The organism is Rubrivirga sp. S365, assembly GCF_032248475.1.
GTDB classification, from domain to species: Bacteria; Bacteroidota; Rhodothermia; order Rhodothermales; family Rubricoccaceae; genus Rubrivirga; species Rubrivirga litoralis.
The window spans coordinates 2,945,545-2,967,214 of record NZ_JAVTTN010000001.1 but is presented as its reverse complement, the minus strand read 5'-3'; the positions used below and the strand labels follow the sequence as shown (position 1 = coordinate 2,967,214).

The window sequence follows — 21,670 nt, the reverse complement described above, 5'->3', positions numbered from 1 at the left end:
GGGGGGTACCGACCTCGTTCCCCCCAGCCCGTCAGCGCCTCCCTATGCCCGCTTTGCCGTCCGACACCGTCGCCCTCGTCACCGGAGCCAGCCGCGGGGCGGGGCGGGCGATTGCTCGCGCGCTCGCCCGCGAAGGCGCCGCCGTCGCCGTGAACTACCTCCAGAGCCAGGACAAGGCCCAAGCCGTGGTGGAAGAAATCGAGAGCGCCGGCGGCCGCGCCTTTGCGCACCAAGCCGACGTCACGGACGCCGACGCGGTGCAGGCCCTCGTCGACGCCGTCGTCGAGCGGTGGGGCCGCCTCGACGTCGTCGTGTCGAGCGCGCTCCCGCGCTACTCGTTCGACCCGAGCGCGCCGTACGTGAGCGTCGAGACGGTCGAGTGGGACCACTTCCAGCGCCAGTATGAGGGGGCCGTCCGCGCGGCGTTCCACCTGGCGCGCGCCGCGCTCCCGACGATGAAGGCGCAGGGCGGCGGCTCGCTCGTCCACGTCGGCACCAACCTCGTCTACAACCCGGTCGTGACGTACCACGACTACACGGCGGCCAAGGCCGGCCTCGTAGGCCTCACGCGGACGCTGGCGAAGGAACTCGGGGCCTACGGCGTCCGCGTCAATCTCGTCGCCGGCGGCCTCCTCCAGACGACCGACGCGAGCGCCGTCACCACGGACGAGGTGTTCGAGTTCGTCCGCCAGGGGACCCCGCTCCAGGAGACCGTGACGCCGGAGCAGTTTGCCGACGCCGTTCTCTTTTTCGCCTCGCCCTGGAGCCGGTCGGTCACCGGCCAGTCGCTCGCTGTCGACGGCGGCCTGACGATGGCGTAGGGGCGGGGCGGCGTAGGGGACGATGGCGTAGGGGCGGGGCGGCCCACGCAGGCTCGGGGCGCCACCCCGCCCCGCGGTCGTGGCTCCGGGCGGGGCGGCCGTCCACCCCGCCCAGGCGCTGCCGCCGGCCGGGGCGGGGTGGGCTCGGCGGCGGGCGCCACGGCGGGCGGGGCGGGCTCGGTGGCTACGACGATGGAGACCTGACGGTTAGGTGAGGGAGGACGATAGGCGCTCGTTAAGCGGAGAAATGGATTGCGCGAAGTGAGGATGAACCTTACCATCGTTGCTCCAGCCACCCCGCCCTGGTGTCTCCAAACGGGTGGTGTTCCTGTCGGTCTCCCTGGCCCTTTGCCCCATGCCCCTTGCTCCTTTCCGCCCCACCGCCTGGTGGGTGCTCGCTGCGGCGCTCGCCGTCACCGTTGTCTCTCCCGCCGCCGCGCAGGACGCGGACGCCCGCTTGTCGAAGGCCGCCTTCGACGCCTCCACGCTGACCCGCGTCGCGTGGGACGGCGAGCGGGGCACCCCGCAGTTTCTCGCCGGCGACCTCGGCGTGTACGACGCCGCGCCCGCAGCGGCGGCCCAGGCGTTCCTGAGCGCGAACGCGGCCGCGTTCGGGTTCGACGAGGACCCCGATGTCCGCCTCGTGCGCGCCGAGCGCGACGACCTCGGGCTCGAGCACGTCGTCGTGCAGCAGGAGGTCGGCGGCGTCCCCGTGTGGGGCGCCCAAAGCGCGCTCCACCTCGACCGGTCGGGCCGGGCCTACGCCTGGGGCGGCGCGCTCCACCCCGGCGCTGAGAGCGTCGCGACCCGCCCCGCCCTCAGCGCGGCGTCGGCGCTCGACGCCGCCCGCGCGGCGGTGGCGGTGACCGAGGAGCGGGCGTCGGTGCCCGCCGACGCGCTCGGCGAGGCCATCGACTGGACGCCCCAGGCCGAGCTCGTGGTCTACCCCGGCGACGACGGCTACGCGCTCGCCTACCACGTCCGCCTGTTCGCCGAGCGGCCGGTGCCGGCCAACTGGGAGGTGTTCGTCGACGCCCAGACCGGCGCCGTCCTCCACCACTTCAACTCGATCCACACGACCGCCCCGCCCTCGGCGGGCGCGGCCGGGCGGGGCGGGGCGGCGGCCAGGGCGGCGGCCGGCTCGCCCGTGTTCGTCGACGGCTCGGCGAACGGGACCGGGACGACGCTCTACGCTGGGACGACCTCCATCCCGACGTTCCTCTCGCAGGGCACCTACTACCTCTACGACACGACGCGCGGGCCGGATTACATCCGCACGCTGTCGGCGAACGGCCAGAACACGCTGCCGGGCAGCTACGTGACCGACGCCGACAACAACTTCTCGGCCTCCAACCAGCGGATCGCCGTGAGCGCCCACACGGGCGCCGTCCAGGTCTTCGACTACTTCAAGGGGACGCACGGCCGGTCGAGCTACGACGGCAACAACGCCTCGATCACCTCGACCGTCAGCTACGACGACGTGCCGGGCGGCGACGGGTACAACAACGCCTTCTGGAACGGCCAGCAGATGGTCTACGGCGACGGCGACGGCCGGACGTTCTCGCCGCTCGTCGAGCTCGATATCGTCGCCCACGAGCTCACGCACGCCGTGACCGGCGCCTCGGCCGGGCTCATCTACCAGAACGAGTCGGGGGCGCTGAACGAGGCCGTTTCCGACATCTTCGCCGTCATGGTCGACCGCGACGACTACCGCGTCGGCGAAGAGTCGTACACGCCGGGCACGTCGGGCGACGCGCTCCGCTACCTCGACGACCCGCCGGCCGGCGACCAGCCGGACCACTACGCCGACCGCTACGTCGGCAGCCAGGACAACGGCGGCGTCCACATCAACTCGGGGATCGCCAACAAGCAGGCGTACCTGATGATGGCCGGCGGCACGTTCCGCGGCCAGTCCGTCCAGAGCGTCGGCCGGGGTGTGACCGAGAAGGTGTGGTACCGGGCGCTCACGCGCTACTTCACGGCCTCGACCAACTTCGCGGGCGCCCGCGAGGGGACGCTCCAGGCGGCGGCCGACCTCTACGGCGCCGGCTCGTCGCAGGCCCGCGCGGTCGCCGACGCCTGGGCGGCTGTCGGCGTCGGCTCGGCGTCCGGCGGCTCGGACGGCGGCACCGGCGGCGGCACGCCCGAGTGGCGCTACGAGACGCAGACGATCCAGAGCCCGCACCCGTACAGCAACAGCCTCAACAACACGAAGTCCTACTCGAAGTCCGGCGCCCAGCGCGTGGCGATGTACTTCGAGCGGTTCGAGCTCGAGGCGAACTACGACTACGTCTACGTCAAGGACCAGTCGGGGACGACGCGGGCCACCTACACCGGCACGAAGGACGCCTTCTGGGCCATCGTCGACGGCCCGGTGATCTCGGCCAACCTCGTCACCGACCGGAGCGTGACCGGCTACGGCTACCGCGTGACGCGCGTGGCCTACTTCTCGGACCGCGCGCTCCTCGCGGCCGACGCCGAGGGGACGCCGCTCGCCGAGGCCCCGACCGCCCCGCCCTCGGACCCGGTCCTGGCTCTCCAGAAGGCCGAGGTCGTGGAGCTGTCGCTGGCCCTCGCCCCGAACCCGGCGCGCTCGGCCGCGACCGTGACGGTCGGCCTGCCCGAGGGCGGGGCGGTCCGCGTGGCGGTCTACGACCTCCTCGGCCGCGAGGTGGCCGTGGCGGCCGACGGCACGTTCGAGGCGGGGCTCCACCCGGTCGCGCTCCAGACGGCCGCGCTCCCGGCCGGCGCCTACGTCGTCGTGCTCGACGCGGCCGGCGAACGGCGGACGTCGCGGCTGACGGTCGTGCGCTAGCCGCCCCGCCCGTGGGGACCGCCCCGCCCGGCGTCCCGAGCGCCCCCGCCCCGCCCGGGCGGGGGCGTTTTTTTGTAGAGGGATGGGGGATGCGCGCTCCGCGCGCTCGGGATGGGGGATGGGCAGAGGCGCGGCCCGGACCGCCCCGCCCTCGGCACGGGGCGAGGCGCGGCGAGGCCTGGAGCCCCCCCCCGCCGGTCGGATCCCGAGGGCGGGGCAGACCCGGAGGGCGGGGCGGGAACGCATTCCCCACATCCCTCTATCCCTCCATCCCCCATCCCTCCCCATTGTGAACCGCCTCGCCCAGACCAACAGCCCGTACCTGCTCGGCCACGCCGGCAACCCCGTCGACTGGTGGCCGTGGTCGGACGCCGCCTTCGAGGAGGCCCGCCGCCGCGACGTGCCCGTGTTCCTCTCCATCGGCTACGCGACGTGCCACTGGTGCCACGTCATGGAGCACGAGTCGTTCGAGGACGCCGAGGCCGCGCGCGCGCTCAACGACGCGTTCGTGTGCGTCAAGGTGGACCGCGAGGAGCGGCCCGACGTCGACGGCGTCTACATGGCCGCGGTCCTCGCGGCGACCGGGCGGGGCGGGTGGCCGCTGACGGCGCTGCTCACGCCCGACACGCGCGAGCCGTTCTGGGTCGGGACCTACCTCCCGCGCGAGAGCCGCGGCGGCCGGATCGGCGTGCTCGACCTGGCCGAGAACGTGTCGCGGTTCTGGCGCGAGAACGCCGACGGCGTGCGCCAGTCGGCGTCCGAGCTGGCCGGCGTCGTCCGCCGCATGGGCGAGGGCGGGTCCGAAGGCGACGCGCTGGGCGCGGCCGACGTGGACGCCGCGGCCGAGGCGCTCCGCCGACGGTTCGACCCGGCGCACGGCGGGTTCGGGGCGGCCCCCAAGTTCCCCACGCCGCACCACGTGCTGTTCGCGCTGCGGCGCGGGGCGCAGACGGGCGACGAGTCGCTCACGGCGCTCGCCGTCGCCACGCTCCGGGCGATTCGGCGAGGCGGCGTCTACGACCAGCTCGGCGGCGGGCTCCACCGCTACGCGACCGACCGGGCGTGGCTCCTGCCGCACTTCGAGAAGATGCTCTACGACCAGGCCGGCTACGCGCTCGCCTGCACCGAGGCGTGGGCGGCGACCGGCGCGCCCGACCTCCGCGAAGCGGCCGAGGCCACGCTGGACTACGTGCTCCGCGACCTGCGCTCGCCGACCGGCGCCTTCTTCTCGGCCGAGGACGCCGACTCGCTGAACGCCCACGGCGAGCGCGAGGAGGGCGCGTTCTACGTCTGGACCGAGGCCGAGATCGACGCCGCGCTGGATGCCGACGACGCCCGGATCGCCAAGGACATTTGGGGGACCGAGCCCGCGGGCAACTACGCCGACGAGGCGACGGGCCAGAAGACGGGCGCGAACGTGCTCCACCACCCCGCCCCTGACCTCTCAGCAGACGATCCGCTCGCGCCCGCGGCGGAGCGCCTGGGCCTGGACACCGACGACCTGCGCGCCCGTCTCGGCCCGATCCGCCGGGCGCTCCTCGACGTCCGGGCGGGGCGGCCGCGCCCGCTCCTCGACGACAAGGTCCTGACCGACTGGAACGGGCTCGCGATCGCCGCCCTCGTCGTCGCCGCGCGCACGTTCGGGCGCGACGACTACGCCGACGCGGCGGGCGGGGCGGCCGCCTTCCTGCTCGGCACCATGCGGACGGACGCGGGCGGCCTCCTCCATCGCTACCGAGACGGCGAGGCCGGCATCGACGGGCTCCTCGACGACTACGCGTTCCTCGTCTGGGGCCTCACCGAGCTGTACCAGACGACGTTCGACGAGGCGCACCTCGCGGCGGCCCTCGACCTCCACGCCCAGATGCGCGAGCGGTTCGAGGACTCGGAGGGCGGCTACTTCGTCTCGCCCGCCGACGCGCCCGACCTCATCGTCCGCCAGAAGAGCCCGGACGACGGGGCGCTGCCGGCCGGCGCGAGCGTGGCCGTCTACAACGGGCTCCGCCTCGCGCGCCTCACGGGCCGCCCCGCCCTCGAAGAGGCCGCCCGCCGCGGGCTGCGCGCGCCGGCCGTCGTCCGCGAGCACCCGTCGGGCTTTACGCACCTCCTGACGGCGGCGGCGTTCGCGGCCGGCCCGGCGCAGGAGGTCGTGGTCGCGGGCGAGCGGGGCGGGGCGGACACGGCGGCCGTGCTGGCGGCCGTCCGCTCGGTCTACGCGCCGTTCGCGGTCGCGCTGCTGCGGGCGCCCGGCGTCGGCCCGGCGCCGATCAGCGAGCTCGCGCCGTTCGCCGAGGCGCAGACGGCGCTGCCCGCCCCACGCGGGCGGGGCGGGGCGGCGACGGCGTACGTGTGCCGCGACCACGTGTGCAGCGCGCCGACCATGGACCCGGAGGCGGCGCGGGCGCGGCTGGCCGAGGCGGTCGCCGCCCCGCCCGCCGGCGGCTGAGGGCCGCCCCGCCCGCGCCGGCGTTCGTGGGCGGGGCGGGCGTTACGCCGGCTCCCCTCCGTAGTAGAGCGAGTCTCGATGGAGGTCCGCCCCGCCCGGCCACTCCAGGCCGAACCCTCCGGGCTCCACGGCCACGCGCGCGAATGCGTCGGGGGTGGCCGGCGGCGCGACCGGCCCGGTGCCGACGCTGTCTGCGAGATCGAGCCGCCGGCGCTCCCCGGTCCCGAACGTAGCGACGAGGACGAACGGGGGGTCGGCCCGGACTGCGATGATCCTCGGGGCCAGGGGGAGCGGGGCGGGGCGGTCGCCGGGAGGCGGGGCGGGGGAGGCAGTGACTGACATGAAGGCGAGGCGCTAGCGAAGTGGAACGATCGTGCCGGGAGCCTCTCCGTTCACGGCCCGACTCCACGCCCGTTCCAACTCCTCAGCGTGAAGCTCGGCCCACGCTTGGACGAGGCGCCGTTGTCTCCGTGGGAGTTTGCCGGCTAAGACCTCTGCATCAGGGATCGAGAATGCTGCCTCGTGCTCGGCGTAGCGAGCGTGAAAGTGAGGAGTTTGGTGACGGTCGGTGTCGCGCCAGTAGAGTCGGATGAGGATGCCGTAGAACTCAGAGACGGTAGGCACAGGTCGGGCGGGGCGGGACGAGAAAATAGGGGTTTCAGCTTGCGGGGCGGGAACGCCGCCCGCCCCGCCCGTGACGCGGCGATGGCACCGGCCGCGCCGACGTTGGGGGAGGGCCGGACCCGAAACCGCCCCGCCCCGCCGTTACCTTCCGGTCCACACCCCAGAGCACCATGTTGGGATTAAAGAGCGGGCGGATGGCCCAGCCGCGGCGGTTCGAGTACACGCCGCGGTTCTACGACCCCGAGGCCGAGGCCCGGCGCAAGCGCCAGCTCCAGTTCGTCCGCCCCAGCGAGCGGCGGTCACGGAAGACGAAGCAGCCGCAGTTCATCGCCGTCGGCCTCGCGCTGGCCGTCGCGTTCTACCTGTTCCTGAACATCGACACGATCGTTGAGCGCGTGTCGGCCTTTAGCGGCTGGTTCTTCACCGGCTAGAGCGAGCGGGGCGAGGGGACGGGGAAAGAGCCTTTTTCTCGTCACCCCTCGCTCGTCACCCGCACCTTTCCCCCCGTGCCCACCCCGCCGCCCGGCCACCCCGCCCCGCCCGACGCGCCCGACGACGGGGGCGGGGCGGACGACGGGATCGTCCGGGCGCTCCCGGACACGCTGGCCTCGAAGATCGCGGCCGGTGAGGTCGTCCAGCGGCCGGCCAACGCGCTCAAGGAGCTGGTCGAGAACGCGCTCGACGCCGGCGCCTCGCGCGTCGATGTCACGCTCAAGCGGGCCGGCTCCGAGCTCATCCAGGTGGCCGACGACGGGGGCGGGATGGGGCCGCGCGACGCCGTGGCCAGCTTCGGGCGCCACGCGACGAGCAAGCTCCGCCACTTCGAGGACCTGGAGCGGCTCCAGACGCTCGGGTTCCGCGGCGAGGCCCTCGCCTCGATCGCGTCCGTCGCCCAGGTCGAGCTCAAGACGAAGCGGCGCCAGGACCCGACGGCGTGGTGCGTCCGCGTCGACGGCGGCGAGGTGGTGTCGGAGGCGCCGTGCGCGGCGCCCGACGGCACGTGCGTCTCGGTCCGCAACCTGTTCTACAACGTGCCCGCGCGGCGGGCCTTCCTGAAGACGCCGGCGACCGAGTTCAAGCACCTCGTCGAGACGTTCCAGGCGCTCGCGCTCTCGCACCCGGCCGTCGCGTTCTCGCTCACGCACGACGACACCGAGGTCTGGCGGCTCGCGCCGGGCGTCCCGCAGACCGGCGGGGCGGGATCAGGCGGCGGGGAAGGCGGCGGAGCGCAGGCCGACCGGGAGGCCGCCCTCGTCCGCCGCCTGTCGGACCTCGCGGGCGGCGTCGACGCGTCCGAGCTGACGGCCGTCGAGGAGACGACGAGCTACCTCTCGGTCCGCGGCGTCGTCGCCGGGCCGGACCGCGCGCGGCGCTCGCGCGGCGACCAGTACCTGTTCGTGAACGGCCGCTACGTCAAGAGCCGGTCGCTCGACCACGCCGTCGCGCAGGCGTTCGGGGCGCTGCTCCCCGAGCGCCGGCACCCGCTCTTCGCCCTGTTCCTGACCGTCGACCCGCGCCACGTCGACGTCAACGTGCACCCGACCAAGACCGAGGTCAAGTTCGACGACGACCGCGGCGTGTACAGCTTCGTGCAGGCCGTGGTCAAGCGGGCGCTGGCCGAGGACGGGCTGGGGCTCACGTTCGACCCCAACGCCCGGGCCGTCGGGGCGCCGACTGTCGGGGCGCCCACCCCGCCCGCGCCGTCCGGCGACGGGTTCCGATCACAAGCCGACGAGTCGCACGCTGGCGGACCGCAATCCAACCAGCCGCCGTCCGACGAGTGGGCTGCCCCGCCCGTGTTCACGGTCCCCTCCGCGGCCACGCCGCCCCGCTCGGCCCCGCCGCCCGGCGGCCCGCGCTTCGACGAGGCACAGCCTGCCGTCCGGCGTCCTGACGGCCCGCGTCTTGACGGCTCGCGTCCCGAAGCGCCCGCCCCGCTCCCCGCCGGGGGCGGGGCGGGGTGGACCGACCACCCCGCCCCGGGTGGCCGTCCGCCCGCCGGCCTCCCGCTCTCCGGCGCGCCGTTCGCGGGCGGGGCGGCGGGAGGCGGACCGATCCCGGCGCGGGGAGGGGGCGCCGACATCGACCTCGACGCCGACGCTGACCGGACGCTGTGGCAGCTCCACGGCCGCTACCTCCTCTCGCCGGTCCGCTCCGGGCTCCTGGTCGTCGACCAGCGGGCGGCTCACGAGCGCATCCTCTACGAGCGCGCCGTGTCCGCGATGGAGGGCGGGATGGCCCCGACGCAGCAGCTCCTGTTCCCGTTCACGGTCGACCTCACGCCGGCCGACGCCGAGCTGCTGGGCGAGATCACCGGCGACCTCCGCGCGCTCGGGTTCGACCTCGACGCGCCCGCGGGCGGCCCCGTCCTCGTCCGCGGCGTGCCCGCGGACGTCCGGCTGGGCGACGAGCGCGAGGTGCTCGACGACCTGCTCGCGCAGGTCCGCCGGAACAGTCGGCTCCTGCACCTCCCCGCCCGCGAGAACCTCGCGCGGAGCATGGCGGCGCGCAGCGCGATCCGGCCCGGCCAGGCGCTCGGGCCGGTCGAGGCGCGGTCGCTGGTTGACCAGCTGTTCGCGTGCGGCGACCCGTTCACGGACCCGGCCGGGCGCCCGACGATGATCCGGCTGTCGTCGGACGAGATCGACCGCCGGTTCCGCCCGTCGTGAGCGGGCGCCGGTCGTGAGCGGGGCGGGGCGGCCGTTCGCCGCCCGCGTCGCCGCGTCGCTCACAGGCGAGGGCGGGGTGGCGGAGGGCGCACGCCTGGTCGTCGCCGCGAGCGGGGGCGTGGATTCGACCGTCCTCCTGCGGACGCTGGTTGGGGCGGGTTGGTCCGTTATTGCAATTCATGTCGATCACAGCCTCCGCGACGGCGAGCGCGAGGCGCAGTTTGTCCGCGACCTGGGAGAGAGCCTGGGCATTGAGACGGAGACGGTCCGCGTCGAGGTCGCGCCCGGCAACGTGCAGGCGCGGGCGCGCGAGGCCCGCTACGCCGCGCTCGCCGACGCCGCCCGCCGCCACGGTGCCGCCGCCGTCGTGACCGGGCACACGGCGACGGACCAGGCCGAGACGGTCCTCCTCAACCTCGTGCGCGGGAGCGGCCTGCGCGGGCTCGCCGGCATGGCCGTTCGCCGCGACCTGGGCGGCGTCGCCCTCGTCCGCCCGCTCCTGTGGGCCACGCGCGCCGAGGTCGAGGCCGAGGCCGCCGCGCGCGGCTGGGGCTGGATCGAGGACCCGACGAACGCGACCGGCCGCTACCGCCGCAACCGGCTCCGCCGCGACGTGCTCCCGCTCCTGGAGGCCGAGGGCGGGTCGCGCACGGCCGCCCGGATCGCCGCCGCCGCCGCCGCCGCGCGCGCCGCGCTCGACCGCCCCGCCCTCCTCGACCTCGTCGGCACGGCCGACGGGCGGGGCGGCGTCGTGGACCTCGACCGAGTCCGCGTGCTCGACCGCCCCGCCCGCCTCGCCGTGTGGGCCGACGCGCTCCGGCGGTGGGCGCCCGGCGCCGCCGCGTCGGCCGCGCTCCTCGACCGGATCGACGCGCTCCTCGACGCGCCGGTCGGCCAGCGCGTCGGCGCTGCCGGCGCCGTCGTGTGGCGAGAGCGGGGCGCGCTCGCGTTCACCACGCCGACCGCCCCGCCCCCGCCCGTTGTGGTCGAGGCGTCAGGGCGCTGGTCGGCCGCGGTGGGGGCGGGGTGGGTTGAGGGTCGCCCGTTGGGCGCCGTGCCCCCGTCGTTCCCGTCGTCGCCCAACGCCGAGGTGGTCGACGCCGACCGCGTGCCGGGCCGGCTCGTCGTCCGCCCGTGGCGCGACGGCGACCGGGTCCGCCCGCTGGGGCGGGGCGGCTCGGCGCTGGTCTCGGACCTCCTGGCCGACCGCCGCGTGCGGCCGTCGCGGCGCCGCGATGTGCTCGTGGTCGAGGGCGGCGGCGAGGTGCTGTGGGTGGTCGGCCATCGGCTCGCGCGGGCCGTCGCCGTCACAGACGCCACGCGCCGCGCCGCGCGGTGGACAGTTAGCACGGGCTTCTAGTGCAGCGCCGAGCCACACGTGACGGGTCGGCGGGTGTTGCGTACGGCGTGTTGCGTCGGCCTCGAACACGCGACACGAACCACGCAACACGGGCGGCCGACCCCATCAGAACCTCGTTGAGAGACCACAGGTGGAGCCCGGTCTGGTCCCCCGCATTCCTCCACCCCGTCTCCCTCCGCATGCCGGTGGCGGCGCCGGGCGGGGCGGGGTAGCTTCGGTCTCCGCTGCCGCCCCGCCCGATGGAGTCCGTCGCTGCCCCCGAGACTGTCACCTGCCGCGGCGAGCGGTTCCGGCTCTACCTCGACGAGGTGACGATCGCGCGGCGCATCCGCGAGATGGGCGAGCAGATCGCGGCCGACTACGAGGGGCTCGGCCCGCCGATCCTGGTCGGCGTCCTGAACGGGGCGTTCATCTTCACGGCCGATCTCCTCCGCGCGATCCCGGGCGACTGCGAGGTCGACTTCTACAAGCTCTCGAGCTACGGCGAGAAAAAGGTGTCGAGCGGGGCGATCACCGAGCAAAAGGCGGTCTCGGCCGACCTCTCGGGCCGCCACGTGATCGTGGTCGAGGACATCGTGGACACGGGCCTCTCGATGAAGTACGTGCTCGACCAGATCGCCGCGCGCGGGCCGGCCTCGCTCCGCGCGGCCACGCTCCTCCGCAAGCCGGACGCGGCCAAGGTCGAGGTCGAGGTCGACTACGTCGGGTTCGACATCGACAACCTGTTCGTGATCGGGTACGGCCTGGACTACGGCCAGCTCGCGCGGAACCTGCCGGCGGTCTACATCCTGGACGACGAGGGCGGGGCGGGGGTGTAGAGGCTCCGAGCGAGCCTCCGGCGGCCGCTCCGCGGGCGGGGCGTGGACACTGGTCGCCGCGCGCGCGGCCGCCGGAGCGCGACGCGCTGCCACACGGTTCGCGGGCGGGGCGGATTCCATGGAGACTGCGGCCCCTTCGCGCCGGACGCACCCACACGCCGAACTGCCCACGGCCCCGCGAGTTGGCCGAGCCTCTGCCGCTCCCTCTGTGCCCGACGCCCCCCGCCCTTCTAGCGCCATCCTCGAAGGCCCGATCGCTCGGGCGCTGCTGCGGCTGGCGGGGCCGGTCGTGCTGGCGAACGTGTTCCAGACGCTCTACCAGCTGACCGACACGTTCTGGGTGGGCCGGCTGGGCGCCGAGGCCGTCGCCGCGGTCTCGTTCAGCTTCCCGGTCGTCTTCCTGTTTATCGCCGTCGCGGGCGGGGTGACGATCGCCGGGACGATCCTGGTGGCGCAGGCCGAGGGACGCGGCGACGCCCGACAGGTGGACTACGTGGCGGGCCAGACCTACGCCATCGTCCTGCTCCTCTCGGTCGTGCTCGCGGGCGCGGGGTACGCGCTCGCCGAACCGCTCCTGCGCCTGATGGGGGCCGACCCGAACGTGCTCGGCATGGCGGCCGAGTACCTCCGCCTGAGCTACCTCGGCCTGCCGTTCGTGTTCGGCTACTTCGTGTTCCAGGCGCTGCTGCGCGGCGTCGGCGACGTCAAGACGCCGCTCTACATCGTCGGCGTGACGGTCCTTCTCAACCTGGTGCTGGACCCGCTGTTCATCCTGGGCTGGGGGCCGATCCCGGCGCTGGGCGTGGCCGGCGCGGCGGCGTCCACGATCGGGACGCAGGGGCTGGCGGCCGCCGTCGGGGCGTGGCTGCTGGTCAGCGGCCGCCGCCCGGTGCGCGTTCGCCGGGGCGACCTCCGGCCGGACCTCGCGCTCGTCCGCGAGATCGCCCGGCTGGGCTTCCCGGCGTCCGTCGACCAGGCCATGCGCGCGCTCGGGCTGACGGTCCTGGTGACGCTCGTGGCCGGGTTCGGGAGCGACGCCGTGGCCGTGTACGGCGTCGGCACGCGGATCTTCTCGTTCGTGCTCATCCCGGCGCTGGGGCTGGGCATCGCTACCTCGACCGTCGTCGGGCAGAACGTGGGGGCGGGGCAGCGGCTCCGTGCGCGGCGGACGACGGCGATCGGCGCCTGGATCGCGTTCGGTGCGATGACGGCGGCGGGCGCGCTGGGCTTCGCTTTTGCCGAGCCCCTCGTGGCGGCGTTCGTGCCCGACGAGCCGGCCGTAATCCGCGAGGGCGCCCGCTTCCTCCGCATCATGGCGCCGGGCTGGGGCCTCATCGGTGTGCAGGTGGTGATCGGCGGCGGCTTCAGCGGGGCGGGGCGGACCTACGTCTCGATGCTCATCTCGATCGCCAGCCTGTGGGTGCTCCGCTTCCCGCTGGCGTGGTTCCTCTCGTCGCGCGGCGGGCTCGGCACGGACGGCATCTGGTGGGCCTTCCCGGTTTCGTACGCCGGCGGGGCGCTCGTGGCCGTGGTGTGGTTCCTCCAGGTGCTCCGCACGCCGGCCGAGGACGAGGTGGCCGAGGAGAAAGCCGTCGCCGAGTCGGCGGTCGGCCATCCATACGGCCGCTGAGGCCGCCCCGCCCGCGCGACGGAGGCGGGGTGGGGATCAGGGCACATTGCCCCGCCCGGCCACTTCGGTTCGGCGGCGGGTGGACACGCTCGACCGAGCCTGTGGACCGCGGGCCGTTCCGGGGGCGGGGTGGCAGAGCGGGGCGCAGAGGGCGTCACTGCTCCGCCCCGATCGGCTGGAATCGGCGCCGGCCCCTCGACGGCTACCACCAGCGGCAGGCTACACCGCGCGACCTAACCGCGCGACCTACTCGCGACCGAGCAGCTGATCGACTGTCGAGCCGATGTCGCGCGCGATCTTCCGCAGCAACGACGGCGACACGTCGCGCCCTTTGTGGAACGGGACCGTCGTAGCCCGGCCATCGGGGTGGCGGAACTGTTTGTGCGAGCCGCGCTGGCGGACTTCCTCGAACCCGAGAGCGAGGAGGAGCTGGATGACTTCTTGTGGCGAGAGGACGGGGACGTTTCCCACGACTACACCGCGACGGCGATGAGTTGCGTGCCGACGAACTCGCCTTCGAGGGTCGGCTCGCCGTCTTCGAGAAGCATCTCGACCACCTCGCGCATGTTGGACTGTAGCTCGTCCAGCGTTTCAGCCTGGGAGTGAGCACCCGGGAAGCCAGGAACGTGTCCTACTAGAAGCGAGGTGTCGGGGTCTCGCTCGACGACGACGGTATAGGTTCGCATGAGGAGGGCGGCTCGTTTTCAGGTCGAACGGCGAGAGCGCTGGGGGGTTGCCGCCGAGCGAGCGCGCTGTAACGAGAACCCCACCCCGCCCCGCCCTTAGTCCGGGTAGAACCGCTTCAGCCGCGCCGGCGGCACGCCCGCGTTCCAGGCCGCCCACAGCGCCAGGTTGCGGAGCTGCTGCCGGACCGCCCCGCCCCGCCGGAACCGCCGCGCCGACGTCACGACGGCCGCGTCCAGGAACACGAACCGGCCGCGCCGGCGGACCGCCCGCACGGCGTCGAGGTCCTCGAAGATCGGCTGCTCGGGGAAGCCGCCGACGGCGTCGAACACGTCGCGACGCACGAACAGCGCCCGGTCCCCGAACGCGAGGCGGTGCCACCGCATCCACAGGCGGGCCTCCCACAGCCGCATCGCCGCCCGCCCGAGCGGCCCAAACGCCGGCTCGCCTGGGGCGGGGCGGTCGAAGGTGACGGCAAAGCAGCCGCCGGCCACGCCGGGCTCGGCCAGCGCCCGGCGCACCCGGTCGAGCGCGCCCGGCGGCAGCGCCGTGTCCGCGTGGAGGAACAGGAGCGCGCCGCCCCGCCCGTGCGCGGCGCCCGCGTTCATCTGCCGCGCCCGGCCCCGCTCCGACGCGATCACGCGGGCCGAGGCGAGGGCGGGGTGGACCGCCGCGGCCGTCCCGTCCGTCGAGCCGCCGTCCACGACGACGACCTCGACCGGCCCCGGCTGCGCCGCCACCGACGCCAGCGTCCGCCCGATGCCGGCCGCCTCGTTGAGGGCGGGGATCACGACGGTGACGGTCTGGGGGGTGGGGTTCAGAGTTCTGGGGGTTCAGAGTTCGGGGTTCGGTAACGGGGGCGCCCCACTCACGCCGGCGAGGGCGGGGTGGAGGATCGGGCCTGGAACCGAGCCCTCGCAAACGAGCCCGCCCCGCCCGAGGGCGTAGATCCTCCCCACCCTGAACCTCCCAACCCCGAACCCACAAACCCCGCCCGCCCCGCCCCTACCAGAACATCAGCTTCATGCAGAACACCGACCCGCCCGACTTCAGGAACTCGTCGGTCTGGAGCTCGACGACCTCGTAGCCGGCGTCCTGGAGGAGCCGCGTGGTCTCGGTGCAGCCCTGCTGGACCAGGACGTGCGTGCCGTCGGGGCAGTGGGCGTTGCACGCGAAGAGGCCGCGGGCCTCGTCCTCGGGCGCCTCGATGACGCGGTCGAAGTGCGCGCGCAGCGCCTCGATCCCCTCGTCGTCGAACGCGCCCGGGTAGAGCAGCGCGGTCTGCTCGTCGAGCGGGCAGAGGCACGTGTCGAGGTGGTAGAAGTCGGGGTCGTCGAGCTTCAGGGGCACCACCATGAACCCGAGCGCGCGCTCGAGCCGGTCGTAGACTTGGCGGTCGGTGCGGTAGCCGTAGCCGCCCCAGAGGAGGTAGCGGCCGGGGTGCCAGAGCGCGTCGCCCATGCCCTCGAAGTCGCCCGGGAGGTCGGGGTCGAGGCCGCGGACCTCGTAGCCCTCGCCCTCGAAAAAGCGCCGGTAGTGCTCGACCTCCGGCTTCCGCTGCGCCGCGTGCATCCGGCTGATGATGGCGCCACGCTCGCCGCCCGGCGTCTGGTAGGGGAGCGTCTGGTTGGCGCAGAACACCATGTCCGGCAAGCCCGCCGCCCCGTCCAGCACGCTCACGTCCAGGCCCAGCCGCACGTACGCGTCGCGGAGCCGCTCCCACTGGTGCCGCGCGCGGTCGCGGTCGACGTCGCCCACGTTCCCGGCCATATGCGGGTTGATGACGTAGGCGACCTCGAAGTGGTCGGGCGTCGTCAGCAGGACGCGGCCGGGGCGGGGGATCGCGGGGAGGGCGCTGACCTCGAACGAGGGGGCGGCGTCAGACATGGGGCAGACCCAGAGGGCGGGGTGGGGCCGGAATCTAGCTCTATCCCCCAGCCCGTCGACGCGCCGCCCCGCTCCCACGGGTCCCGCGACAGACGCCACAAATGCAGACCGCCCCGCCCCCAGGAGCGGGGCGGGGCGGCGTATCGCCGTGGGGCGGGGCGGCTAGTCCGCGCGCGCGGCGTTCAGGAAGGCCGTCGTCAGGAACGCGTCGACCTCGACGCCGCCGTCGCGGGGCTCGACCGTGGCCCGGTCGAGGACGTCGAGCGCGGCGGGCTCGTCCTTGACGCCCATCTTGGCCGCCGCGATGCCGCCGCGGAGCGCGTCGGCCACGTCGCCCGTGTCGGTCCCGGCGCGCGTCACGACGAAGGCGCGGACGGGCACGCCGTCGTCGCCGAACGTCATCGACAGGACGACGCCGTCGGCGGCGCGCGCGGCGAGCGCCGCGGGCGGGGCGTCGGAGGGGAGGTCGCCACCCAGGCGGTCCAGGCCGCGGGCCACGAACCACGCGCCGTCCGGGTGCTGGACGCGGTCGAGGAGGGCCTGGAGCTCGGCGCTCGGCGCCTGCCCGTCCGTCCCCAGCCGGCGGATCATCTGGCCCAGCGTGGCCTCGTCGCCGCCGAGGATCATCTGGTCGTTGACGAGCGCGAACCCGCCCCGCCCGCCGTCGTCGCTCTGGGCGAGGTAGACCGGGAGGCCCTCGACGTCGGTCGCCGTCAGGTCGAGGTCGGGCTGGGAGGCCACGTACTGCTCGATCCGGTCGCGGTCGAACCGGCCATACGCCACGAACGCCGCCCGCGGGCCGCCCTCGGACGCCGCCACGTAGACGCGGTCGAGGTCCGTGTCCGGGTCGAACCCGGTCTGGCGGACGAACGTGTCGAAGTCTTGCGCGCCCCCGCCGCTCATGAACCCGAGCCCCGCCCCGCCCGTCATGGCGTCGAGCGCGGCGCTGCCGCGGGCGGCCTGGAAGTCCATCATGCCCACCATGTCGGCGGAGGCGGGCAGCAGCGTGAGCGCGTCCGTCGTCTGCGCCGTCGCGCCGACGCCCGGGGCGACGGCCGTGTCGGTGCAGCCGCTCACGAGCCCGAGGGCGGGGAGGAGGGCGAGCGCGGCGAGCGCGCGGAGCGTGCGGGTCATGGCGAGTGACGGGTTATGAGTGACGAGTGACGGGCGGGAGCTCTCGGCCAGCCTGTTCCGCTGGATGAGGGCGGGGCGGCGGAGGCGGCGGGCTCATCACCCGTCACTCGTCGCCCCTCACCCTAGTAGTCCTTGCGCGAGAAGAGGGCGAAGGCGCCCGCGTAGCACACCGCGCCAAAGGCCAGCGACGAGAGGAGCGGCGTGAGGCTGGCTACGGGCTGCCCCGTGGCGAGTTGCGGGACGAGCGACGTGCCCACGCTCCCGAACTTGGGGAGCACGGCGTAGAGCCCGACCACGAGCGGCCGCCACACGCGCGAGACCTGGTCGGCCAGGTTGGGGATCGCCAGCACCAGCGTCACGAACAGGAGCGCGAGCGTCGCAATCAGCGAGAGCGGGGCGGACCCGCTCCACACGCCGACGAGCGCGACGACGCCGTAGAGCACGGCGAACATCCCGAACACGGCCCCGATCGCGAGCAGGAACCGGGGGTTCCAGATCCCCGACTTGATCGACATCACGAGCCAGACCGCCCCGAACAGGTACACCGTCAGCGCCAGCATCACCACCCAGACGCCGGCCAGCCGCCCCGCCAGGACCTTGGAGCGCGAGAGCGGCTTCGTCAGGAGCACGTCGACCTGGCCGCGCTCGACGAGCGAGGCCACCAACCCGCCCGTAGCGAAGAGCGCGAGCAGGATGCCGATCCAGTAGGCCGCGCCGGCCACGAACGTCTGCGCGCCGAACACGAGGCTCTCGAGGAGCGAGCCGCCAAAGGCCGGCGGCGCCGCCTCGGTCATCGGCTCGCCCGTCACGGGGTCGATCACCGGCCGGCCGTCGCCGTCCAGCACGAGCGTCTCAGACGCCCCGGCGTCCTGGCCGAACAGGCGCGCGCCGGCGAGCGAGCCGTCGACGACGTCGAGCTGGAGCGCGAACGCAAGCACAACCCACACGAGCGTGGCGACGACGAACAGGCCGACAACGACCTTCCGGGCACGGAGCTCGCGGAGCGTGAGGAGGAGGAGGCCGACCATGTTGAGGAGAAGAGGGCGGAAGAGAAGAGGAGAAGAGAGAGAAAGAGAAGAGGGCAGGGCGGGGCGGAAGCCGCCTCTCCTCCTCTACACCTCTTCTCCTCTCTTCTCCCTCGGGCGGGGTGGGGCGTCGTCGTGCGTTACGACCTCGACGAACAGCTCTTCGAGCGACTGGCGGACCGGCTCGACGGCCTCTACGTCCACGCCGTCGGCGCGGAGCCGATCGAGGACCGCGCCCAGCGCGCCGCGGTCGGGGACGACGACGTGGGCGAGCGCCAAGCCGTCGGCGCGCGGGGCCGGGTCGGGATCGACCACCCCGCCCAGGGCCTCGGCCGTGGGCGGCGGAAGCGGCGTCGTCAGGAGCCGCCACGCGCGGCCGACGCGCGTGAGGTCGTCGACGGTCCCCTCGCGGACGAGTGCGCCGTCTTTGAGGATGGCCACGCGCGTGCACACGCGCTCGACCTCGCTCAGCAGGTGGGAGTTCAGGAACACCGTCACGCCGTCGTCGCGGAGCGTCTCGATGAGCTCGCGGATCTCGCGGCGCCCGACCGGGTCGACGCCGTCGGTCGGCTCGTCCAGGAACACGAGGCGCGGCCGGTTCATGAGCGCCTGCGCGATCCCCAGCCGCTGGAGCATCCCCTTCGAGTAGGTCCCCACCTTCCGGTCGGCCGCCCCGCCCAGGCGGACGAGGTCGAGGAGCGCGGGCGCGCGCCGGGCGCGCTTGTCGGCGTCCACCCCGCCCACGCGGGCGAACAGGCCGAGCGTCTCGCGGCCCGTCAGGAACGGGGGGAAGCGGTGGCCCTCGGGGAGGTACCCCACCTCGCGCCGGGCGTCGGCGTCCGAGACGGGGCGCCCGAGGAGCGTCGCCTCGCCGGCCGTGGGGCGCACGAGCCCGAGGAGCAGCTTGACGAGCGTGGTCTTGCCGGCCCCGTTCGGCCCGAGCAGCCCGAACGTCTCGCCCGGTCCCACCTCCAGGTCGAGCGGGCGGAGCGCCTCGACGGGCGTCCGGCCGCCGTACGTCTTGGCGAGGCCGGCGGTGCGGAGAACGGCCCCGTCGGGCGGGGGGGCAGACGCGTCGGTCACGGGCACACTCAATGAGGCGAGGGCGGGGCGGGGTGGCGGAGGTGCCCTCGACGGCGGAGCCGCCGCCGAGTTTCGGGCCGATCCGAAGGGCGGGACGTGCGGATGGCCGCCCCGCCCCTCACCCTGGCTGCGCCGACCTGGCGGCTGTCCCTCTCCCAGCGGGAGAGGGAACGTCGTAGAGGCCGCTCGGGCGGGGCGGAGGATGGCGCACGAACTCAAAGAACTGGCAGTACGGTGCGGACGGTGCAAGGGGCTCGGCCAGCTTGAACCGCATCCAGTACCCGGTACCTCGTACCCGGTATCCCACCCCGCCCGGGTCAGTCCGCGCCGGCGGCCGCGGCGTCTTCGGGAGAAGCCGCCGCCCCACCCGAGGAGCGGACGTAGACGGTCCGCCGCGGGAACGGGATCTCCACGCCGGCCTCGGCCAGCCGCTGCTTGACGAGCGTGCGGATCGCGCGGTCGGCCGCGAACTGCTCGCCGGGCCGGACCTGGACGATGATCCGGGCCGTCACGCCCGAGTCGTCGAGCGAGAGGAGGCCCTGGACCTCGGGGGCGTCGTCGACCATGGCGTCTTTGGCCGCGTCGGTCGCCGCCCACTCCTCGGCGACGGCCTCGAGCACGCGGAGCGCCTCGTGCGCGTCCTGCTCGTAGCTCAGGGCGACCGTCACGACCACGCGCGCGAACCCGACCGACTGGTTCCCGAACGTCCGCACCTCACCGGCCGGCACCATGAGGAGCTCGCCCGAGAACTTCCGCACCTTGATCAGCCGGAGCCCCACGTACTCGACCGTGCCCACGTCGTCGCCGATACGGATGAGGTCGCCGTTGCCGAGCGTGTCGTCGAAGAGGAGGAAAAAGCCCGAGATCACGTCCTTCACGAACGTCTGCGCCCCGAACCCGATCGCCAGCCCGGCGATCCCGGCGCCGGCCAGGAGCGCCCGGATGTCGAACCCGACCATCGACAGCACGGTGATGCCGGTCACGGTCCACACGGCGTAGCGGGCGACCGAGCCGAGAAGGTCGGCCACGGTCAGGACCCGCTGGCGCCGCTTGTCGAGCGTCGGGGCCATCTGCGCCCGCTTGACCCATCGCCGCTTGATGCGCTCAAAGAGGCCGAGCAGGAAGAGGGCCGCCGTGATCACGACGACCACCTGGATCACGGTCCACCCGATGTTGAGCCAGAACGCCTCGCTGGTGAGCCGGTCTCGGAGGCCGACGATCACCTCGGCCGCCGTCTTCGCCGCCTGCTTGACGGAATCCTGAACGGCGACCTCTGGCGAATCGGGGCGGAGCGGGTTGAGCTGCATCGGTCGGTTGGTCGGGGCGGTCCCCCAGCGTAGCGCCGCCCCGCCCCGGACGGTTCGCGGGGCGGGGCGGGCGGAAGGACGTCGTCGTCGCCCCGCACGCTCGGGCGGGGCGGGGTGGTCCTAGCGGAGCGCCGCGAGCCCGGGGAGCGTCTTGCCCTCCATAAACTCCAGCATCGCCCCGCCCCCGGTCGAGACGTGCGTGACGGTGCCGGCGAGCCCGCTCTGCGTCAGCGCCGCGACCGAGTCGCCGCCGCCGACGACGGTGAGCGCGTTGTTTTTGCGGGTCGCGTGGGTGAGCGCCTCGGCGATGGACAGCGTGCCGGCCGCGAACGGGACCATCTCGAACACGCCCATCGGCCCGTTCCAGATGACGGTCGACGCCCGCTCGACGACGTGGGCGTACTGCTCGCGCGTCTGCGGCCCGATGTCGAGGCCCATCCACCCGTCGGGGATCTCGCCCTGGATTACGCGCGTGTCCGCGTCGGCCGCGAAGCGGTCGGCGACGACGTGGTCGGTAGGGAGCCGGATCGTGTCGCTGAACTGCTCGACCAGGCGGAACGCGTCGTCGGTCCGGTCGGCCTCGACGAGCGAGTCGCCGACCGAGTGGCCGAGCCCGGCCAGGAACGTGTAGGCCATCGCCCCGCCCACGATGAGCGTGTCGACCGCGGGCGCGAGCGCCTCGATGACGCCGATCTTGTCGGACACCTTGGCCCCGCCGAGCACGGCTACGAACGGGCGCTCGGGGCGGTCGAGAGCGCGCGTGAGAAAGTCGACCTCGCGGCGGAGCAACTCGCCGGCCGCCGTCTCGGCCACGTGATGCGCCACGCCCTCGGTCGAGGCGTGGGCGCGGTGGACCGAGCCGAAGGCGTCGGAGACGAACACGTCGGCGAGCTGGGCGAGCCGGGCGGCGAGGTCGTCGTCGTTCGCGGTCTCGCCGTCGAGGAACCGCGTGTTTTCGAGGAGCACGACCGCCCCGCCCCCGCCGCCCTGCGCGCTGGCGATGCAGGCCTCGGCTTTTTCGCCGACCGTCTCGTCGCAGAACGTGACGGGCGCGTCGAGGAGCGTATCCAGGTGCTCAGCCACGGGGCGCAGCGAGAGCGCTTCGTCGCGGCCCTTCGGGCGGCCGAGGTGCGACATCAGGACCGGCGTCCCGCCCGCCTTCAGGATGGCGCGGATCGTCGGGAGCGCCGCGCGGACGCGCGTGTCGTCGGTGATCCGCCGGCCGCCGGCGCCGTCGTCCTCCATCGGCACGTTGAAGTCGACGCGGACGAGCACGCGGCGGCCGGCGAGGTCGAGGTCGGAGAGAGACTGCATAGAAGCTGGGGACTGGGGGACTGGGGACTTCCGTGGCGACGAGGGCTGTTGCC

At 74.1% G+C, this 21,670-nt stretch carries 19 protein-coding genes; 8 read left to right on the top strand and 11 right to left on the bottom strand.

Annotated features, from left to right (window positions below):
• Positions 1-44: 44 nt before the first annotated feature.
• The 3 genes from RQM47_RS13005 (at position 45) to RQM47_RS12995 (ending at position 6,082) form a co-directional block, all read left to right on the top strand.
• Positions 45-821 carry a 3-oxoacyl-ACP reductase gene (locus RQM47_RS13005; RefSeq protein WP_311661568.1) on the top strand — a complete coding sequence of 259 codons (777 nt, stop codon included), beginning with the start codon at positions 45-47 and terminating at the stop codon, positions 819-821.
• Between the two features lie 355 nt (positions 822-1,176).
• Positions 1,177-3,636 carry a M4 family metallopeptidase gene (locus RQM47_RS13000; RefSeq protein ID WP_311661569.1) on the top strand — a complete coding sequence of 820 codons (2,460 nt, stop codon included), beginning with the start codon at positions 1,177-1,179 and terminating at the stop codon, positions 3,634-3,636.
• A gap of 289 nt (positions 3,637-3,925) precedes the next feature.
• On the top strand, positions 3,926-6,082 hold the full coding sequence (locus RQM47_RS12995) for a thioredoxin domain-containing protein (protein WP_311661571.1): 2,157 nt from the start codon (positions 3,926-3,928) through the stop codon (positions 6,080-6,082).
• A gap of 42 nt (positions 6,083-6,124) precedes the next feature.
• Here RQM47_RS12995 and RQM47_RS12990 read toward each other — a convergent pair whose 3' ends face one another.
• Together RQM47_RS12990 and RQM47_RS17465 are read right to left on the bottom strand one after the other, a co-directional pair.
• A complete protein-coding gene (locus RQM47_RS12990; protein ID WP_311661573.1) occupies positions 6,125-6,424 on the bottom strand; it encodes a DUF2442 domain-containing protein in 300 nt (99 codons plus the stop codon).
• A gap of 12 nt (positions 6,425-6,436) precedes the next feature.
• Entirely contained in the window at positions 6,437-6,706 is a 270-nt protein-coding gene (locus tag RQM47_RS17465; protein WP_349256286.1) for a DUF4160 domain-containing protein, read from the bottom strand.
• A gap of 170 nt (positions 6,707-6,876) precedes the next feature.
• Between RQM47_RS17465 and RQM47_RS12985 the strand changes: the two genes are divergently transcribed.
• The 5 genes from RQM47_RS12985 to RQM47_RS12965 all read left to right on the top strand — a co-directional run bounded on the left by RQM47_RS12985 (position 6,877) and on the right by RQM47_RS12965 (position 13,183).
• Positions 6,877-7,137: a hypothetical protein gene (locus RQM47_RS12985; protein WP_311661574.1), complete on the top strand. Its 261-nt coding sequence runs from the start codon at positions 6,877-6,879 to the stop codon at positions 7,135-7,137.
• A 75-nt stretch (positions 7,138-7,212) separates the two neighbouring features.
• Positions 7,213-9,375 carry a DNA mismatch repair endonuclease MutL gene (mutL, locus tag RQM47_RS12980; protein ID WP_311661575.1) on the top strand — a complete coding sequence of 721 codons (2,163 nt, stop codon included), beginning with the start codon at positions 7,213-7,215 and terminating at the stop codon, positions 9,373-9,375.
• Positions 9,376-9,388: 13 nt separating this feature from the next.
• Positions 9,389-10,735: a tRNA lysidine(34) synthetase TilS gene (gene tilS, locus RQM47_RS12975; RefSeq protein WP_311661576.1), complete on the top strand. Its 1,347-nt coding sequence runs from the start codon at positions 9,389-9,391 to the stop codon at positions 10,733-10,735.
• A gap of 239 nt (positions 10,736-10,974) precedes the next feature.
• Entirely contained in the window at positions 10,975-11,553 is a 579-nt protein-coding gene (hpt, locus tag RQM47_RS12970) for a hypoxanthine phosphoribosyltransferase (protein ID WP_311661578.1), read from the top strand.
• 208 nt (positions 11,554-11,761) lie between these two features.
• Positions 11,762-13,183 carry an MATE family efflux transporter gene (locus tag RQM47_RS12965; RefSeq protein ID WP_311661580.1) on the top strand — a complete coding sequence of 474 codons (1,422 nt, stop codon included), beginning with the start codon at positions 11,762-11,764 and terminating at the stop codon, positions 13,181-13,183.
• 246 nt (positions 13,184-13,429) lie between these two features.
• On the opposite strand, the gene RQM47_RS12960 is transcribed toward RQM47_RS12965, so the two are convergent.
• The 9 genes from RQM47_RS12960 to RQM47_RS12920 form a co-directional block, all read right to left on the bottom strand.
• Positions 13,430-13,654: a type II toxin-antitoxin system HicA family toxin gene (locus RQM47_RS12960; protein ID WP_311661582.1), complete on the bottom strand. Its 225-nt coding sequence runs from the start codon at positions 13,652-13,654 to the stop codon at positions 13,430-13,432.
• 2 nt (positions 13,655-13,656) lie between these two features.
• On the bottom strand, positions 13,657-13,869 hold the full coding sequence (locus RQM47_RS12955) for a type II toxin-antitoxin system HicB family antitoxin (protein ID WP_311661583.1): 213 nt from the start codon (positions 13,867-13,869) through the stop codon (positions 13,657-13,659).
• Positions 13,870-13,965: 96 nt separating this feature from the next.
• Positions 13,966-14,688, bottom strand: coding sequence for a TIGR04283 family arsenosugar biosynthesis glycosyltransferase (locus tag RQM47_RS12950; protein ID WP_311661732.1), 723 nt, complete (start codon positions 14,686-14,688; stop codon positions 13,966-13,968).
• A 184-nt stretch (positions 14,689-14,872) separates the two neighbouring features.
• Positions 14,873-15,754: a dimethylarginine dimethylaminohydrolase family protein gene (locus RQM47_RS12945; RefSeq protein ID WP_311661585.1), complete on the bottom strand. Its 882-nt coding sequence runs from the start codon at positions 15,752-15,754 to the stop codon at positions 14,873-14,875.
• 162 nt (positions 15,755-15,916) lie between these two features.
• Complete coding sequence (locus RQM47_RS12940; protein WP_314009243.1) at positions 15,917-16,888, bottom strand: hypothetical protein; 972 nt, start codon at positions 16,886-16,888, stop codon at positions 15,917-15,919.
• Positions 16,889-17,010: 122 nt separating this feature from the next.
• Positions 17,011-17,916: an ABC transporter permease gene (locus tag RQM47_RS12935; RefSeq protein WP_314009242.1), complete on the bottom strand. Its 906-nt coding sequence runs from the start codon at positions 17,914-17,916 to the stop codon at positions 17,011-17,013.
• Positions 17,917-18,000: 84 nt separating this feature from the next.
• A complete protein-coding gene (locus RQM47_RS12930; RefSeq protein WP_314009241.1) occupies positions 18,001-18,996 on the bottom strand; it encodes an ABC transporter ATP-binding protein in 996 nt (331 codons plus the stop codon).
• 317 nt (positions 18,997-19,313) lie between these two features.
• Complete coding sequence (locus tag RQM47_RS12925; RefSeq protein WP_314009240.1) at positions 19,314-20,303, bottom strand: mechanosensitive ion channel family protein; 990 nt, start codon at positions 20,301-20,303, stop codon at positions 19,314-19,316.
• 120 nt (positions 20,304-20,423) lie between these two features.
• A complete protein-coding gene (locus tag RQM47_RS12920; protein WP_314009239.1) occupies positions 20,424-21,617 on the bottom strand; it encodes a phosphoglycerate kinase in 1,194 nt (397 codons plus the stop codon).
• Between the last annotated feature and the right edge of the window lie 53 nt (positions 21,618-21,670).

Excerpts from the sequence above, each read along its gene's own strand:
- RQM47_RS12945 (WP_311661585.1), bottom strand. The coding sequence starts at position 15,754 with ATGTCTGACGCCGCCCCCTCGTTCGAGGTCAGCGCCCTCCCCGCGATC.
- RQM47_RS12940 (WP_314009243.1), bottom strand. The coding sequence starts at position 16,888 with ATGACCCGCACGCTCCGCGCGCTCGCCGCGCTCGCCCTCCTCCCCGCC.
- RQM47_RS13005 (WP_311661568.1), top strand. The coding sequence starts at position 45 with ATGCCCGCTTTGCCGTCCGACACCGTCGCCCTCGTCACCGGAGCCAGC.
- RQM47_RS12985 (WP_311661574.1), top strand. The coding sequence starts at position 6,877 with ATGTTGGGATTAAAGAGCGGGCGGATGGCCCAGCCGCGGCGGTTCGAG.
- RQM47_RS12990 (WP_311661573.1), bottom strand. The coding sequence starts at position 6,424 with ATGTCAGTCACTGCCTCCCCCGCCCCGCCTCCCGGCGACCGCCCCGCC.
- RQM47_RS12925 (WP_314009240.1), bottom strand. The coding sequence starts at position 20,303 with ATGCAGCTCAACCCGCTCCGCCCCGATTCGCCAGAGGTCGCCGTTCAG.
- RQM47_RS13000 (WP_311661569.1), top strand. The coding sequence starts at position 1,177 with ATGCCCCTTGCTCCTTTCCGCCCCACCGCCTGGTGGGTGCTCGCTGCG.
- RQM47_RS12920 (WP_314009239.1), bottom strand. The coding sequence starts at position 21,617 with ATGCAGTCTCTCTCCGACCTCGACCTCGCCGGCCGCCGCGTGCTCGTC.
- RQM47_RS12955 (WP_311661583.1), bottom strand. The coding sequence starts at position 13,869 with ATGCGAACCTATACCGTCGTCGTCGAGCGAGACCCCGACACCTCGCTT.
- RQM47_RS12935 (WP_314009242.1), bottom strand. The coding sequence starts at position 17,916 with ATGGTCGGCCTCCTCCTCCTCACGCTCCGCGAGCTCCGTGCCCGGAAG.
- hpt (WP_311661578.1), top strand. The coding sequence starts at position 10,975 with ATGGAGTCCGTCGCTGCCCCCGAGACTGTCACCTGCCGCGGCGAGCGG.